Consider the following 16,692-nt stretch of genomic DNA (forward strand, 5'->3'; position numbering starts at 1 on the left):
CGGCCAGCGGCGCCAGCTCGCGCCGGCCCACCCGCAGGCGCCGGCAGGCGGCCGTGCCCACCACCAGCGCGCGCGCCAGCAAGGTACAAGCGGCGATCAGCGCCACCGTGGCCGCGCCCTGCCGCGCAAACAACAACAGCATGGCGCCGGCCAGCACAATCAAGGGCAGCTGCAGCAGGCTTTCCAGATGCTTGCCGCCGGTATTCCACAGGATAGGCGTCGACATGCCCCAGCTGATATAGGCCGGCATGGCCAGCGCCAGGATCGCCAGCACGATGCCGGACTCTTGCCAGACCTTGCCGTACAGCACGCCGATCAGGGCCGGCGCCGTGACCGCCAGCAGCACGAACAGCGGCGCGATGACGATCCAGATCGTCGCCAGCACCGACAGATACATGTCGCGCAGGCGCGGCAAGTCGTCCTGCAGCTTGGCGCCGGTGGCGAGAAACGCCGGCTGCAAGGCGCTCAGGAACAATCCGTTGGGCGTATTGGCCAGGTTGTAGCCGACCGCATACACGCCGACCGCGTGGGCGGCCAGGAAACGACCGAGGAAGACCCGGTCCAGATTGTTCAGGAACCAGTTGCACAGATTGGTCACGAACACCGTCAGGCCCACATGGGTGGAGCGGCGCGCGCCCTCGTACCACAGCAGCGGACGCAGCGAAAAGCGCGTGCGCGCATAGGTCAGCAGCAACGCCGTGGCGGCCTGGCCCAGCCAGGCCGCCACCAGGGTCCACACGCCGGCCCCGGCATACGCCATCGACAGGCCGATCAGCAGGTAGCCGACGATGTAACTGCTCAATTGGATGATGTTGAGGGAGCGGAAATCGAGCTGGCGGCGCAGCAGGCCGCTGCCGGTAGCGGTCAGCGCATTGAGCACGCAGGTCAGGCTCATCCAGGCGATCACGGGCCCGATGCGCGGCTCCCTGAAGTAGACGGCCACCCACGGCCCGACAAGGTACAGCAGCAGCATGGCCGCCAGCCCCGTCAGCGCCTGCCAGGTGACGGTAAAGCGCACGTCTTCCTCGCTCAGGGTCTGGTTTTGCACCAGCCCCCAGGAAAAGCCGAAATCGGCAAGAAAATTGCTGAACGTCATGACGAGCAAGCCCATCGCGAACAGGCCGTAGCTTTCCGGACCCAGCAGGCGCGCCAGCAGCACTTGCGTGACCAGTTGCAGGCCAAACATGAGGGCCGTGCCCATCGCCGCCCATTTGACGGCGCTGACGCTTTTTTGATTGATATCGCTGCCCATGATTCTCACTGTCTGCCCCGGGCGCGCGCGGCGCACCCTGGGCGCCTCAACCCGGCGGCGTGCCAATCAGGCGGCTGCGCTGTGCTTGCGGCATGCTGCCCAGCAGGCTGTTGACGAAGTTGGCCTGCAACTGATACGCGTGCGGCAAGTCGGTATCGATATTGGAAACACGAAACAGCATGGCGTCGGCGATGGTGCCCGTCAGCCCGTAGCGCAATTGCTCGAGCCGCTGCTGCAGGCCGACCTTGCTGATCTTGTTGCCAACCGTAATCCAGTACGTGATCGGTTCGCTGCGGTTGCCCGTCACCGCCAGCAGGCGCTTGACCGGCAACGGGCCATACGGCGTGGCAAGCGCGCCGTATTCGTCGCGCTCGACCTGGAAGCCTTGCGCCGCGTAACACACTTCCGGCTTGTGCACGCTCATGTTGTCGCTCTGGTCGCCGCCATAGGCGATCGACAGCATCACCCGTTCGCCGCGCGGATTGACATACGTGCGTGACAAAGTCTGGTTGTAGATCTTGTTCAGCCGCGACTGGGTTTCCGGATCGACCTGCAAGGGCACCATGGTGGTGTCGAGACGCCACTCGCCAAACGCCTGCGGTATCGCCGTTTCCAGCGAAAAGACGGGGCGCTGGTCCGACATTTTCACACTGGGCGCCACGGCGCGGCTGAGGACGGCTGCTGCCAGCAGCAAGGCGCCCAGCAGCAGGTTCATGCGTAACGAGGCATTCATGGCGATACTCCCGCAGCCGGCGCGCGCGGCGCGGCGCGCTTCCTGACGATCCATTGCAGCAAGGAATCAACGGCGAGGATCAACAGCAGGGCGCTGATGAACAGCACCATGCCGGCAAAGCCATGCAGGAAGCCCTGGCCGGCGGCGTCGCCGACGTGATAGGTGATCAGCGTCAGCACCATCACGCGGATGACGTTGGCGGTAAACGAAATCGGCACGATCAGCAGCGCCAGCACGATATTGCGAAACGGCGAGGTATGGCGCACCAGGTTCAGGTAAAACAGGCCCAGCGCCTCAAGCGTCAGCAGGGTCTGCAGGCCGGCGCAGGCGTCGGCCACCAGCAACTGGTACTGGCCGATCTGCAGGATCACGCCGGTGCGCGCGATCGGATAGCCGGCCAGGAAAAGGATGTGTTCGGTGACATAGGAGACGGCCATCTTCATCGGCATGGTCAGGGTGGTCACCAGCGGCAGCGGCAGCGGCACCATGAACAGCATGAAAAAGAAGGGGAACCACAGCACGCGGGCAGCGGCGCCGCCGCGCTTGCTCAGCAGCAGCGCCAGACCGGTGCCGATCAGGGCCAGCAGTTCCAGCGACAGGATCTGCTGCGAACGGCCCAGCACATACAGCAGCAAGAAGGCCACCAGCAGCGGCCAGCCGGCGCGGCTGCCGGACGCGCCTTCGCTCCCGGCCAGCATCTCGGGCCACTTGCGGTAGATCAGCCACAGCGACAGCGCCAGGATGATCGGGCCATGGGCCTGCTCTTCGGTGGACCAGATGCCGCGAAACAGGCCGAGCAGACTGGGTAACAGCATGGCCAGAAAGCCGGCCGCCAGCGGCAGCCAGTCGGGCAGCCGCTGGCGGCTGGCGCGGGCCGGCGGCATGGCGTGACCGGGGGCAACCATCAAAAATCGACCATCACGGAACCGACCACCTGGGCGCCGCTTTGCGTCATCTGCTCGGACATGGCGGCCACTTCGGCCATCGGCGTCTTGTTCTTGCGCGCCACCAGCAGCACGCCGCCGGCGCGCGCGGCCACCGCGATGGCGTCGGAACCGGTGGCGTAAGCCGGCACGTCGTAGAGCACCGCGTCATAGCGGCTTTCGAGCTGCTTGTTGAGCGTGACAAAGGAGCTACGGCTGAGCAACTCCTGAGGATTCGGCGGCAAGGTGCCCGCCGCCAGCACCGACAGGGCGACAAACGATTCCACCTTGGCGATGATGTCGAGCTCGGCACGCCCGGCCAGTACGTCCGACAGGCCCTGGCGCGTTTTCAGGTCGAAGATTTCATGCTGGCGCGGCTTGCGCAGGTTGGCGTCGACCAGCAATGTATGCTCGCCCAACTGGGAAAACACCACCGCCAGGTTGGCCGCGAACAGGCTGGCGCCGTCGCCCGGCTCCATGCCCAGCACCACCAGCGACTTGCTGCCGCGGGCAAACCAGCGCAGCATCAGCTGGCTGCGCACGGCGCGCAGGGTTTCCACTTGTGAACTGAACGGCTGGTAGGCGGCCACCAGTTCGGCCGGATACTTGCCGGCGCCCGGCTGCAGGTAGGGATAGTCGAACTGGCGCGCCAGCACCTGCTGGATATCCGCTTCCGTGATCAGACCCAGGCGCTGCGCCGCTTCGCCGAAACGGATGCCCAGTTCCTTTTGCATGCGCAGCACGCGCTCGGCATTTTCCGGCGTGATCTTGCCTGATTCGAGCAGCAGGCCGCCGATACTGGAGCCGGCGCCGCTGCTCTGGGGCGTACTGTTCAATACATGTGCACTTGATGTCATCTCGGTTTCCATCTCAATTGAGGCGCAGGCGGCGCGGCAGCATGCCACGCAAGCCCCGCATGCGGTGCCGCTTCGGTTTCCAGTCGATCACACCGAAGACGGGAATCTGCAACACGTCACTCAAGTCCTGGTCCGAACGGATGCGGCGGTCCAGCAGTTCGGCCAGCATGGCCAGGCCGCAGCCGAGCATGATGCCGAGGAAAATCGACAGCAGCACATTGCGCGGGATATTCGGGCTGTCCGGCTGGATCGGCGCGACGGCGGGATTGAGCATGGCGATATCGGACTGCTCGGCCTGGCCTTCGATGCGCGTCTGCGACAGGCGCTGCGAGGTCACGTCGAAGGCGCGCTGGGCGCTTTCCACATCCTTGCTCATCACGCCCATTTCATCGCGCGTGCGGTTCAGTTCCAGCACCTTGGCCTTTTGCGCGGCCAGGGCGGCGCGGATCGACGCTTCGCGCTGCTGCAGGATTTGCGCATTGTTGCCCACGCTCTGGGAGGTGGCGCGGGTCTGTTCGGCCAGGTCGCGGCGCAGCTTGTCCACTTCGGCCTTGGCGCTCTGGTATTGCGGGTGATTGCGGTCCAGGCGCTGGCCCAGTTCGGCCAGCTTGCCTTCGGCATTGCCCAGGCCCAGCTTGAGGCTCTGGATCAGCGGATTCGAGGCCACGTCGGGCGATTCGGAGGTGTTGCTGCCCGACGCCATGCGCTGGCGCGAGGTCGCTTCTATCGCCTGCGACTGGGCCACGACCAGCTGCGCCGACAAGTCGTTCAGACGGTTCGATTCGACGTCGAGACGGTTGTCGAGGCTGACGATGCCATTGTCCTGCTGGTATTTCGACAAGCGGCTTTGCGCCTGTTCGACGTTGTCGCGCAGCAACTTGGTCTGGTCGTCGAAATAGGTGGTCGCCTTGCGCATCGGATCGACCTTCAGCTGGATGCTGACCTTCTGGTATTGCTCGGCAAACGCATTCGACACGGCCGCCACGAATTGCGGATCGGCGCCCTTGAAGCTGATGTCGACCACGCTGCTTTCACGCGAGGGCATCACCTCGAGCTTTCTCAGCAGCAAATCGGCCAGCCAGTCGCGCACCGTGCCCCTGCCTTTTGCCGCCTCATTGAACTGGGCAATGACGGCCGGGCTGCGCGCCAGTTCGAGCTGGTCGACCACGCGCAAGGCCACGTTCTTGCTGCCGATAATGTCCACCTGGGTGGCCATGTAGCCCGGCAGCAGCTGCCCGGGCAAGGTCACGCCGGTCAGCGGATCGATACCCTTGTAGTTCATCAGCAAGGTGCTGGTGGCCTTGTAGGTCTTGGGCAAGACCAGGCTGACACCGAGCGCCAGCGCGACGGTGATCAACAGGGTCAGCAGTACAATTTTCTTGCGTGCCCGCAGGATCAGCAACAGTTGGGAGAGATTCATTTCAATGCTTTCAATACGGGCAAATACGGCGCAAAGGCGCGCTTAAAACAGGCTTTCCTGGACATACACGACATCGTCGACCAGCAGCAGATCGTCGTGCCTGGCCTCGATCACTTCGACCTGGCCGGCCGCATTGCGGCGCTTGATGCGCACGCCGCGTTCGGTGCCGCGCTGGGTCAGGCCGCCGCCGGCGGCCAGCGCCTGCAGCACCGTCATGTTGCGTTCCAGGCGAAAGGCGCCCGGACGCTGGACTTCGCCGTAGATATAGAAGCGCGGCGCGCGTTCGACGTAGATGATATCGTTGCCCGTCACGTCGACATCGCCCTTCAGGTCGCCACTGCGCACGATGTCGAGGATATCGATCACTTCACGCGAGGGCTTGCCTGCGCGCTTGCGGATCAGGCTGACCTGGTCGGCGCCTTCCGGATTCATGCCGCCGGCCATGGCCAGCATGTCCATCACGGTACGCTTGCCTTCCAGCGGATAGCGGCCGGGGCGGTTGACCTGACCCAGTACCGAAGCCTGCTGGCTTTGCAGGCTGGTGACGATGATGTTGACCTGTGCCTTGCGCAGGTAGCCACCGCTCTCCAACAGGCCGCCGAGTTTCTTTTCCGCCGCCGACGCCGACAGGCCGCCGACATCGACCGCGCCCACCAGAGGAAAGGTAATCTGGCCCGCCTCGCTCACGCGCGTCTCCAGGCCCAGGTCAGGGTTGCCGTAGACGGAGATTTTCAGGACATCGCCCGCACCGAGCGGCACATCGGCGGCCGATGCAAAACTTGCGGCCAGTGCCAGGAAGGCCGCCATCATCCAGTGTGCGAGTTGTTTCATGATTGCTGATACCCATTGGTAAGTACTGCTATTGAAGTAAGGAATGTCGAATCGCCTGGCGCGCCTATTTCAAGCCGGCCACGCCACGCTCATTGGATTCGCTGGTGCTGCCCGACGGAGCGGCCGGGACCGGGACCGGGACCGGGACCGGGGCCGGGGCCGGGGCAGCTGGCGCCGGCGCTGCCGCCGTGGCAGACGCATCCTTGTTGAAGTACTCGATCCTGGCGCTGGCGCGCAGGCGCTTCAACTCGGCGTCGGCGGCATCCTTGCTTTTCTTATTGACGAGAAATTGCTCGATTTGCGGCGCGGCCGCGTCCAGGCCCACCGGCGTGTCCTTCACATCGGACAGCGACACGAGCAGGCTGCGCTCGCCTTCGCGCACGATGAACAACTGCCCTTTCGACATCGCCGCCAGCTTGCGGCTCAGTTCCGGCGCCAGGTCGGCGCTGGTGCGCGACACCTGGCTGGGGGCATAGGCGACCTTGTGGCTGTCGAGCCATTGCGCCACGTCCCCGAGCGACCTGGCGCCGTCGATCACGGCCTTCAACTCGTCGTTGAGCGCGCTGGTCGGCAGGATCAGCTGGCGCATGTCGAACTGCTTGCGCTGGGTGAAAAACTGCGGATTTTGCGTGAAATACGCTTCCACTTCGGCCTTGCTCGGGCGCACGGCGGCGCCGATACGCTTTTGCATGTAGGCCTGGGCCAGGATCAGGGACTTGGCCCGCTCGATCGCCTGCATGACTTTCGGATCGCGATCAACCTTTTCCTTCTCCGCTTCATTTTGCAGCAGTTGGCGATCGATCAGCGACTCGAGCAACTGCTTGCTGGCCACCGCCTGCTGGGCCGACTGCACGCCGGCGCGCTGCAATTCTTCATTGAGCTGCAAGATGGTGATTTCCTTGCCATTGACGCTGGCCAGCGACTGGCCAGGTTTCTTGTCCTTGTCGCCACAGGCGGACAAGCCGGCGGCGGCCAGCAGGACGAGCGCGGCGCACAGCAGGCGTGGCGCGGGACGGGCGTAGATAGAGTGATTCAAGCATGCTCCTTGGCAAACGGGCCAGAAAATGGATACCTCAGTGACGAAATCAACTGGCAACCCGGCGCTGGTGCGCGGCACGGTGAGCGCCAGATGTTCTCCTCAGGACATGGATATACATCAAACAATTAACAATATTGTAAATATAATGCATCCAGCATAACTCAACAAGCAGAATATTTGCAAAAACAACTACTAACAAGATAAAAAAACAACTTTTTCCACCGTCTTTTTGATTGCAAATGATTATGCATCATATGCAGCGCGAGTGCGGCTGGACGATGACTCATCTTGCATTGCAAGCAATGCATAAGGCAACGCAAGCCCGGCAGGAGCAAGGCAGGCAATCAATGGGCATTATCGCGCGCCAGCACTACTTTCACGGTACGGATGATAATCCACAAATCGAGCCAGAGTGACCAGTTGCGCAGGTAATCGAGGTCGAAATGGATGCGCGCTTCCATCTTGTCGAGCGTTTCGGTTTCGCCACGCAGGCCGTTGACCTGGGCCCAGCCCGTGATGCCGGGCTTGACCTTGTGGCGCAGCATGTAGCCTTTGATCAGCTTGCGATACTGCTCGTTGTGCACCACAGCATGCGGACGCGGGCCGACGATGCTCATGCTCCCCTGCAAGACGTTGAAAAACTGCGGCAATTCATCGAGCGAGCTGCGGCGCAGGAAAGCGCCGAGGCGGGTCACCCGCAGGTCATTCCTGGTCGCCTGCACCACCTGGTCGCCATCCTCGTCCACCGTCATCGTGCGGAACTTGTAGACGACGATTTCTTCGCCATACAGCCCATAGCGGCGCTGGCGGAAAATCACCGGGCCTTTCGAGCTGAGCTTGACGGCAAGGGCGATCAGCAGCATCAGCGGCAGCAACAGGATCTGGATCAGCAAGCCCAGCAAGATATCACTGCCGCGCTTGATCATGCTGTTGTACCCGGTAAACGGCGACTCGCGTATGGCGATCACGGGCATGCCGCCCACATTGTCGAAACGCGCCTGCATCAGGTCGAAGATATAAATATCGGGCAGGAAATAAACCGAAGCCGTCGTGTCCGCGAGGTCGTCGAGCAATTTGCGGATGCGCGGCTGCGCCGAAATCGGCTGGCTGATGAAGATCATCTTGATATGCTGTTCGCGCACATAGGTGGCGATATCATTCATGCGCCCCAGCATCGGTTCGCGCATTGTTTCCGGCCAGCGGTCATCGGTACGGTCGTCGAAAAAGCCGCGCACGTTCATGAACAGGTTGGGATTGCGCGCCACGGTGGCGGCAAATTTCAGGCTGGCGTCATTGGCGCCGATGATCACCACCGAGCGCACTTCGCTATCGCCATCGGGGCGCAGGCTGAACTTGCGCGCCGCGAGGTGTGCAGCCAGCAAAACGAAGGGAGTCAGGATAAACCAGGCCATGACCACCTCGGTCTCGAAATGATAGGCCAGACCGGTGGCCGATCCGAGAAAGGCGAGGATCAGGGCAGTGATGGTCCAGCCGATCAGGATGTCGCGCGCATACGCCAGCATGCGTCCGCTGCGCCAGGTACGGTAGGGATCGATATGCGTAAACACGGTCGAGGAAATGAAAATGGCCAGTATCATCAGTACCAGCATGTAGCCGTTGAACGGTGAACCTGAAGCCAGCGTCAGCAAGTACAGCAGCCCCATGATGAGCAGGGGGTCGAGCACCCGTTGAAAGAAGGAAATCAAGGGAATATCGTTGACCGTCATGTTCATTGCTTAAAACTGTACATTGCCATTGAAGGAAAGTCCTTTGGCGCGGTAGTTGCCGCTGTCGACGATGGACACGCCGGTGCGCCGCTCGCGGAACAGGCGCACGCCCAGCCGTACCTTGGGATGGGGCGCATAGGTCAGGCCCAGCGAGGCGGTGCTGGTGCTGTCGCGGCCGTCGCCCGGCAAGACCAGGCCGCTGACGGCGGAAAAATCGCGCCGCACGCGGCGCAGTTGCGCTTCGGCGCTCACCTTGGACGTGACCGTCCAGACTGCGCCCAGGCTGGCGCCCGTATTGAGGCTGCTGGTGACGAGGGAATTGTCGACCGAGCCAAATTCGCGCCAGGCCATGCCCGTGACGCGCAGCTTGCCCAGCGGCTGCCAGTACACGCTGAGGCGGCCGTTATTGCCGCTGCTGTCGCGGCCGGACAGCACCTTGTTGCGGTGGCGTACCCAGCCGCCAAGAAACTCGATCTGCGTGATGCCGCTCAGCGCCCAGAAGATATTGGCCTTGATTTCATCCTGGCGATAGCCATTGCCAAACACGGCAGCGGTGTCGCCAGTGCGGTTCGGATAGCTGCCGTCGAGTTTGCGCAACTGCAGGCCGAGGCGGCTGCCGCTGGGCGCCAGGTAGTCCAGCCCCAGTTCGGCCGCCTCTTCGGTCCAGTTGGAAAACGCCTGCACCGGCAGATCGTAGGTATAGCGGTCGCTCGTGAGGCCGCTGCGCACGCGCCAGCTGGGATGGAAGCGCCAGGCGCCATCGACATATGCGCGCCGCTCGGTGCGCAGGTTGCGCACATTGCTCTGGAAATCGCTGAACGGCGTCAGGGTTTGCGCATAACTGGCGCCCGCATGGCCTTCCAGGTGATTGCCGAGATGCCATTCGAGATCGGCCAGGAAATCCTTGCCATCGTAATCGAACTGCTTGAAACGGTTGAAGCTGACCTTGGACCACTTGGCCTGGCCCGTCAGGATCTGGCGGCCGATGGGACGGTTGAACAGCAGACCGGCCTGCAGCAGACGCGAGGTATCGGAGCGCGGCGCGTCGAGACCCGTCATGTCGTCGGGCAAGCGCATCAGGTTGTCGTCGTAGGAATAGGTGGTGGCCACGAAAGGCTTGATCGTATCGCTGATATCGGCCCATGCGCAGGGGCTGGCCAGCGCGCCGAACAGCAGCGCCACGCCACTCAGGCCCGGCGCGGCCGTGATAGCGCTGGTAATTGCTTTTTTTTGCAAAAAGTTCAACATAGATTTAATCTTTGACAAGTAATCAGTTGACAAACAATACTACCAGTAATTTCAATGCCGACCAGAAATTCTCCAGAATGCCCCACTGCGCCAGCCATCAACAAGGCGCGATGCGGCCATCGTTACGCGGATTACCATCGCCTGCCTTGCCGATGCTCATCAAGCCTGCGCCGACAACGTTCCACAGCAAAAAAACAACAGCCTGCCCTGCAATGCGTGTGGCGCAGGGCCGCAGCGGCCTGGCACAGCGACGGAAAAGAGGAGGAACAGACAACCCGGGCATGGCGCTATCGGTGGCGGGGGCGCGCGCGGTCATGCCGGTGCGCAGGAGGGGAGCGTTGCCCGCGCCCGGCGCACTGGCCCGGGTCGCGCTTTCTTAATAGCAAACATACATCCCTTGATATAAAAAACATAATTATATCAAGCGCGATGGTTGGGCGGTAAACAATCGTGCTTCTAATTATAACAAGGGATAAAAACTGTTAACTGTTGCCGCGCGCCTCGATCTGCTCCCATTTTTCCAGCGCATCGAGCAATTCGCCTTCGATTTCGGCCACGCGCGCATTCAGGCGCTTGCCTTCGGCCGGCGTCTTCTTGTAAAAATCCGGATGCGACAGCTCGGCCGCCAGCACCGATTGCTCGTCTTCCAGTCTGGCGATCAGCTTGGGCAATTCCTCGAGTTCGCGCTGCTCTTTATAGCTGAGTTTTTTCCTGGCAGCCGGTGCGGCGGCCTCGGCCTTGACGACCGGCTTGCTGGCCGGCGCGGTGGCCACCGGCAAGCTACGCACGCGCTCCCAGTCCGTATAGCCGCCGACGAATTCGCGCCACTTGCCGGCGCCTTCGGCGACGATCACCTGCGTGACCACGTTATCGAGGAAGGTGCGGTCATGGCTGACCAGAAACACGGTGCCCTTGTACTCTTCCAGCAACTCTTCGAGCAATTCCAGGGTGTCGATGTCGAGGTCATTGGTCGGCTCGTCGAGCACCAGCACGTTGGCCGGCTTGGCGAACAGGCGCGCCAGCAGCAGGCGGTTGCGCTCGCCACCGGACAGCGACTTGACGGGCGAACGGGCGCGTTCCGGCGCAAACAGGAAGTCGTTCAGATACGTCATCACGTGACGGCGCTGGCCGTTGATCTCGACCCAGTCGCTGCCCGGCGCGATGGTTTCCATCAGGTTCGCCTCTTCGTTGAGCTGGGTGCGCATCTGGTCGAAATACGCCACCTGCAGCTTGGTGCCCAGGCGGATCGAACCGGTGTCCGAGGTCTCCTCGCCGAGGATCATTTTCAGCAAGGTGGTCTTGCCGGCACCGTTCGCGCCGATCAGGCCGACCTTGTCGCCGCGCAGGATGGTGGCGCTGAAGTCCTTGACGATCACCTTGTCGCCATAGATCTTCGAGACGTTTTCCAGCTCCGCCACGATCTTGCCCGAGCGCTCGCCGGCCGACACGTCCAGCTTGACCTGTCCCTGCTGGTCGCGGCGCGCATTGCGCGTCAGGCGCAGCGCCTCGAGGCGGCGCACGCGGCCTTCGTCGCGCACGCGGCGCGCCTTGACGCCCTTGCGTATCCATACTTCTTCCTGCGCCAGGAATTTGTCGAACTTGGCGTTTTCCACTTCCTCGATTTCCAGCTGCTCGGCCTTGCGCACCTGGTAGGCGGTGAAGTTGCCCGGATACGACAGCAAGCGGCCGCGATCGAGCTCGATGATGCGCGTGGCGACATTGTCGAGGAAGGAGCGATCGTGGGTAATGAACAGCACGCTGCCCTTGAAGTCGCGCAGCAGGCCTTCGAGCCACAGGATCGAGGTGAAATCGAGATGGTTGGTTGGCTCATCGAGCAACAGCACGTCGGGCGCCGAGACCAGCGCGCGCGCCAGCGCCACGCGCTTTTGCATGCCGCCGGACAAAGTTTTCATCAGCATGTCGCCGGTCAGGTTCAAACGGTCGAGCACGGTTTCCACCTTGTTCGGCAAGCTCCACGCATCGGCCGCATCGAGCTTGACCTGGATGTCGTGCATGCGTTCCATCAATTCATCGTCATTGCCCTGGCCAAACTGGCCCGTCAGCTCGTCGTATTCCTTCAGCCAGGCCTGCGACTCGCCCATGCCGGAAGCGACCGCATTGAACACCGACATGTCCGGGTCAAACTGCGGTTCCTGCTCGACATACGCGATCTTGATGCCTTGTTGCATGACCAGCAAGCCATCGTCGAGCTTGAACTTGCCGGAAATAACTTTCAGCAGCGACGATTTGCCGGTGCCGTTGCGGCCGATCAGGCCGACCCGTTCCGTGGTTTCCAGTGAAAATTCCGCGTGATCGAGCAGCGCGACGTGACCGAACGCAAGTTGCGCCGATGAAAGAGAAATGACAGCCATAATGAGTAAAGGTGCTCGGGCGCTGCGCATTGCGAACGCCTGGGCGTGCAAGACAGCTGCCGATTGAATGAATGAAGCACGCATTGTACCGATAACCGGGACCCGTATCACAGGCGATCGGAAATTTGCCGCTGGCAAGGAACAGGCTGAGGAGGTCCGTTGCGTGAATTGGTGTCGCCAGCAGGAATCGAACCTGCATTTAAGTCTTAGGAGGACCTTGTACTATCCATTGTACGATGGCGACACGCGAACCGGCATTATACAGCCTGCCGACCTGGATTGACAGTGCGCAGCCGGTGCCGGCGCGGCCGGTGCGTGGAGCCCCGGATAACCATGCCGTTTTTTGGGCAAAATGGCACGTCAGCATGGTGACGCCGATGAGCGGCCAGGAAGTGCCGAGATCCGAGACGCCAACTGATGACGCAGTTGCTTGAGGGCAAGCTGAGCCGAAAGGAGGCGTCAGAGCGGCTCGGCGTCAAGCGCCGCCGCCTCTCAGCATGAGTACGCGTCCGTTTTCGTCGATTGCTGAAGGCGACGCTGCTCTTCCTTGACGACGCGATGCAGCAATTTCCCCGTCAGCGTCCGGGGCAGCGTCCCGAACGAGACACGCCTGGGGCATTTGAAGTGGCTGAGGTGCTCTCGGCAATAGCTGATGAGCTCAGCCGCCAGCGCCTCATTGCCTTCGTATCCAGGCTTGAGTTCGACCACGGCAACGACATCTTCGCCAAATTCGGCACTTGGCACGCCGACCACCGCGACGTCCAGCACCGCCAGGTGTTGCTGCAAGACGTCTTCGGTTTCACGCGGATAGATATTTACGCCCCCAGAGATAATCAGGTCGGTTCTACGGTCCGACAGGAAGAGGTAGCCTTCGGCGTCAACGTAGCCATAGTCCCCCAGGGTGCTCCACCCCTTCCCGTTACGTACTGCAAGCGTTTTCTCCGCGTCATTGTGGTACTCGAACGCTGGCGTACCGCCGAAATAGACGGTGCCAATTTCGCCGGCAGGCAATTGCTCACCCGCATCGTCCAGGATATGAATTTGCCCGAAAATTGCCTTGCCGACGGTGCCGGGACGCGCCAGCCATTCTTGCGGACCGACTGCACAGAAGCCGTTTCCTTCGCTTCCCGCATAGTATTCATGAATGACCGGCCCGAACCATTCGAACATCCGGTGCTTGACGGCGACCGGACACGGCGCCGCAGCATGGGCGACCAATTTCAGGCTTGACAGGTCATAGCCGTTTCTGACTTCCTCCGGCAGGTTCAGCATCCGTACGAACATGGTCGGCACAAAATGCCCGTGGGTGACGCGGTAGCACTCGACCAGACGCAGCACCTCGACCGGTTCATATTTTTCCATGACCACCACGCAGGCGCCCAGGCGCAGGGCGCCCATGGCCCACACCAGCGGCGCGCCATGATAAAGCGGTGCCGGGCAAAGCAATACCACCGACGCATCGAACTGGTAGAGACCACCGACGATGCGGTCCGATGCACCGAGGGTTCCCATTGGCGCGCCAGAGAGCGGCCGCTTGATGCCCTTGGGCCTGCCCGTGGTGCCGGACGAATACATCATGCTCATGCCTTCGCACTGCGCCAGCGGCGCGACCGGCGCCGCAGCGCCATACACTGCCGCCAGGCTCTGATAGTTCGGTCGCGCAGCGCCTGACACCAGACGCAGCGTGACCTTTGGAAACCTGGCCTCACAGGCGTCGAGGACCGTAGCCAGGGTGGGCGAGGCAATCACGCATTTCGCATCGCAGTCCTCGATGATATACGCGATCTCATCGGCAGCCAGGTGCCAGTTGACGGGCGTAAAATAGAGTCCGGAGCGCTGCGCGGCCCAACACGCGATCAGGTAGTCCGCAGAATTTTCCATGACGATTGCAATATGATCGCCAGGTGCGTAGCCTTGGTCGCTCAGGAACGCGGCGAGTTTGTAAGAGCGCTCATCGAGCTGGCCATACGTTATGGTTTCACCAGAGGCGCCCATAATGATTGCCGGCCGCTCCGGGTCACGCTGCGCATGCGTGCCGACGTGCTGCAACGCGTTAAGGTCAATTGCCATCACTTGTCTCCTGTTGATTGTATTATTTGGCGTGGGCGGACATCGAACCGAGCAGACGTTTGCCGCCCGCGGCACGCTCCTTCAGCCATGGCGACGGCTGGAAGCGCGGACCATATAACAGCGCCAGGCGTTCCGCTTCGGCGACAAACGCCGTCAGGCCGACCGTCTCGATGAACGAGATTGTGCCGCCGGTCCAGGCCGGATAGCCAATGCCGAGAATGGAACCGATGTCGGCATCTTCTGCGCTGACGATGCCCTCTTCGACGCAGCGGGCCGCTTCCATCGCCTGCACATACAGGACGCGTTGCTTGACTTCGTCGACGTCGGGTTGGGTCGCCACTATCGGAAAATGCTGTCCGAGTTGCGGCCATAGAAACTTTTTCCCCTCTTTCGGGTAATCGTAAAAGCCGGCTCCCGATGCCCGCCCTTTGCGGTCGAAACTGTGCACCATGGTCTTGATCGCATTGACCGACAGCGCCGGCTCGAACGGCGGTGGCGTGCCATCACTTACCCATTGATCGTAGACCTTGAGCGTGATATCGAGCGACACTTCGTCGAGCACCGCCAATGGCCCGATCGGCATGCCGGCCTGGCGCGCGCCGTTTTCTATGAGCGCCGGCAAGATGCCCTCTTGCATCATCGCGACGCCCTCCTTGATATAGGTACCAAAGACCCGGCTCGTAAAGAAGCCACGGCTATCCTTGACGACAATCGGCGTCTTGCGCAATTGCTCGACAAAGTCCAATGTTCTCGCCAGCGCCACGTCGCTGGTTGCGGCCCCCGTGATAATCTCGATCAGTGGCATGCGCTCTACCGGCGAGAAAAAATGGATGCCAATGAAATTGCCAGGCCGCGCGGAGGTCTCGGCCAGCCCGGTGATCGGCAGCGTCGAGGTATTGCTGCCAAACACAGCATCAGCCCCGATGACAGCCTCTGCCTTCCGGGTTGCCTCAGCCTTGATGGCGCGGTTTTCAAATACAGCCTCGACGACATAGTCGCAGCCGGCAAGATCACTGTAATCGATGGTGGGCGCGATGCGCGCGAGGATGGCGTCCGCCTTGTCGCGGGTGATCCTGTTTTTGCCCAGGTCCTTTTCCAGCAATTTGGCGGAATACTGTTTACCTCGTTCGGCCGCCTCGATTGTGGTGTCGAGCAAGACGGTGTGTATACCGGCCTTGGCCGCGCTATAGGCGATGCCCGCGCCCATCATGCCGGCGCCAAGAACGCCGAGTTTTCTCACCGCCGACTTTGGCACGTGTGGCGGGCGCTTGACCAGCCTGTCGGCCTCTCCCTTGTTGACAAACATCGTGCGCATCAAATTGCGCGCCACCGGCCCGGCAAGCAACTGCCCGAAATAATTGGCCTCGATGCGCAGCCCCGTCCCGAGCGGTACCTGGGTCCCTTCAAACAGCGCGGAGGCAATCGCCAGCGGCGCAGGATAATTGCGCTGTGTTTGCTGGGCCAGAAGCGAGGTGCCGGCGGTGAACGTACGCGGCGCATGGCTGGCCAGCGGCCCGACGCCGCCGGGAATGCGAAATCCCTTCACGTCCCACGGCTGCGCGGCAGACGGGCGCCCGCGCAGCCAGGCCGCTGCGGTCTCGACCGTGTCAGACTCGCTGGCCAAGGCGTTGACGATGCCAAGCTTGAGTGCTTCCTGCGGCCCGATCTGCTTGCCCGTCAGCAGCAGGCCGGCCGCCTTTTCAATGCCGATCATGCGCGGCAGCCGCTGTGTGCCTCCGCCGCCAGGCAGCAAGCCGAGCCCGACCTCAGGGAGCCCGACAACTGCTTTCGGATGATCGGCAAGCACCCGATAATGGCAGGCCAGTGCCAGTTCAAGCCCGCCACCGAGCGCCAGCCCATTGATGGCCGCCGCAAACGGCTTGCCGCAGGTTTCCATCCGGCGCATCAGCCCCGACAGTTTGTCGCCTATCCTGGAGGCGTCGACGGCGCTGATGCCCTTCTCGAAGATATCGAGCAGGTGCGTGATATCCGCGCCGGCCACAAAACTGCCGACTTTTCCTGAAGTCACCACCGCTCCCAGCACCGTGGTATCGGTCGCAACCTGTTCCACTACCGTAATGAGTTCGTCGATGAGTTGCGGCGTCAGGACATTCATCGACCGATTTGGCAAATCGATCACGATGCTTGCTATGCCATCTTCCGCAATAGAAAATTTCAAGGTTTCCATTTTTTTCCTTCTCTATTTTTCGCCAACGCCAG

General features: G+C 61.9%; 12 protein-coding genes and 1 tRNA gene. All 13 read right to left on the reverse strand.

Annotated elements, in window-relative coordinates:
- On the reverse strand, positions 1–1,252 hold a 1,252-nt coding region (locus CD932_RS23890), incomplete at its 3' end, for a lipopolysaccharide biosynthesis protein (RefSeq protein WP_094445406.1).
- Positions 1,253–1,298: 46 nt separating this feature from the next.
- Positions 1,299–1,985, reverse strand: coding sequence for an exosortase-associated protein EpsI, B-type (epsI, locus tag CD932_RS23895; RefSeq protein ID WP_094445835.1), 687 nt, complete (start codon positions 1,983–1,985; stop codon positions 1,299–1,301).
- Entirely contained in the window at positions 1,982–2,890 is a 909-nt protein-coding gene (gene xrtB / locus CD932_RS23900) for an exosortase B (protein WP_217907359.1), read from the reverse strand. The genes epsI and xrtB overlap by 4 nt, the downstream gene beginning before the upstream one ends.
- Entirely contained in the window at positions 2,890–3,765 is an 876-nt protein-coding gene (epsG, locus tag CD932_RS23905) for a chain length determinant protein tyrosine kinase EpsG (protein ID WP_094445836.1), read from the reverse strand. Before epsG ends, xrtB begins: the two co-directional genes overlap by 1 nt.
- A 13-nt stretch (positions 3,766–3,778) precedes the next feature.
- Positions 3,779–5,185, reverse strand: a complete 1,407-nt coding sequence (epsF, locus tag CD932_RS23910; RefSeq protein WP_094445408.1) for a chain length determinant protein EpsF — start codon at positions 5,183–5,185, stop codon at positions 3,779–3,781.
- Positions 5,186–5,227: 42 nt separating this feature from the next.
- The gene (gene epsE, locus CD932_RS23915) at positions 5,228–6,016 is read right to left on the reverse strand and encodes a polysaccharide export protein EpsE (protein WP_094445409.1); all 789 of its coding nucleotides are present in this window, start codon (positions 6,014–6,016) and stop codon (positions 5,228–5,230) included.
- A 64-nt stretch (positions 6,017–6,080) separates the two neighbouring features.
- Positions 6,081–7,052 (reverse strand): EpsD family peptidyl-prolyl cis-trans isomerase, encoded by a 972-nt coding sequence (locus tag CD932_RS23920; RefSeq protein WP_254926748.1) that lies wholly within the window; start codon positions 7,050–7,052, stop codon positions 6,081–6,083.
- A gap of 347 nt (positions 7,053–7,399) precedes the next feature.
- Complete coding sequence (locus tag CD932_RS23925) at positions 7,400–8,782, reverse strand: undecaprenyl-phosphate glucose phosphotransferase (RefSeq protein ID WP_094445838.1); 1,383 nt, start codon at positions 8,780–8,782, stop codon at positions 7,400–7,402.
- A 9-nt stretch (positions 8,783–8,791) separates the two neighbouring features.
- Positions 8,792–10,030 (reverse strand): XrtB/PEP-CTERM-associated polysaccharide biosynthesis outer membrane protein EpsL, encoded by a 1,239-nt coding sequence (gene epsL, locus CD932_RS23930; protein ID WP_094445410.1) that lies wholly within the window; start codon positions 10,028–10,030, stop codon positions 8,792–8,794.
- Between the two features lie 482 nt (positions 10,031–10,512).
- Positions 10,513–12,402 (reverse strand): ATP-binding cassette domain-containing protein, encoded by a 1,890-nt coding sequence (locus CD932_RS23935; RefSeq protein ID WP_094445411.1) that lies wholly within the window; start codon positions 12,400–12,402, stop codon positions 10,513–10,515.
- 169 nt (positions 12,403–12,571) lie between these two features.
- A tRNA-Arg gene (locus CD932_RS23940) sits at positions 12,572–12,646 on the reverse strand.
- A 248-nt stretch (positions 12,647–12,894) separates the two neighbouring features.
- Positions 12,895–14,472 carry an acyl-CoA synthetase gene (locus CD932_RS23945; RefSeq protein WP_094445412.1) on the reverse strand — a complete coding sequence of 526 codons (1,578 nt, stop codon included), beginning with the start codon at positions 14,470–14,472 and terminating at the stop codon, positions 12,895–12,897.
- 22 nt (positions 14,473–14,494) lie between these two features.
- A complete protein-coding gene (locus CD932_RS23950) occupies positions 14,495–16,660 on the reverse strand; it encodes a 3-hydroxyacyl-CoA dehydrogenase NAD-binding domain-containing protein (protein WP_094445413.1) in 2,166 nt (721 codons plus the stop codon).
- Between the last annotated feature and the right edge of the window lie 32 nt (positions 16,661–16,692).

Origin of the sequence: Janthinobacterium sp. PC23-8 (genome assembly GCF_002250505.1) — a bacterium.
Taxonomy (GTDB): Bacteria; Pseudomonadota; Gammaproteobacteria; order Burkholderiales; family Burkholderiaceae_D; genus Janthinobacterium.

Coding starts and splice junctions, on each gene's coding strand:
- epsF (WP_094445408.1), bottom strand. CDS start 5,185: ATGAATCTCTCCCAACTGTTGCTGATCCTGCGGGCACGCAAGAAAATT.
- CD932_RS23950 (WP_094445413.1), bottom strand. CDS start 16,660: ATGGAAACCTTGAAATTTTCTATTGCGGAAGATGGCATAGCAAGCATC.
- xrtB (WP_217907359.1), bottom strand. CDS start 2,890: ATGGTTGCCCCCGGTCACGCCATGCCGCCGGCCCGCGCCAGCCGCCAG.
- epsE (WP_094445409.1), bottom strand. CDS start 6,016: ATGAAACAACTCGCACACTGGATGATGGCGGCCTTCCTGGCACTGGCC.
- CD932_RS23945 (WP_094445412.1), bottom strand. CDS start 14,472: ATGGCAATTGACCTTAACGCGTTGCAGCACGTCGGCACGCATGCGCAG.
- epsG (WP_094445836.1), bottom strand. CDS start 3,765: ATGACATCAAGTGCACATGTATTGAACAGTACGCCCCAGAGCAGCGGC.
- epsL (WP_094445410.1), bottom strand. CDS start 10,030: ATGTTGAACTTTTTGCAAAAAAAAGCAATTACCAGCGCTATCACGGCC.
- epsI (WP_094445835.1), bottom strand. CDS start 1,985: ATGAATGCCTCGTTACGCATGAACCTGCTGCTGGGCGCCTTGCTGCTG.
- CD932_RS23935 (WP_094445411.1), bottom strand. CDS start 12,402: ATGGCTGTCATTTCTCTTTCATCGGCGCAACTTGCGTTCGGTCACGTC.
- CD932_RS23925 (WP_094445838.1), bottom strand. CDS start 8,782: ATGACGGTCAACGATATTCCCTTGATTTCCTTCTTTCAACGGGTGCTC.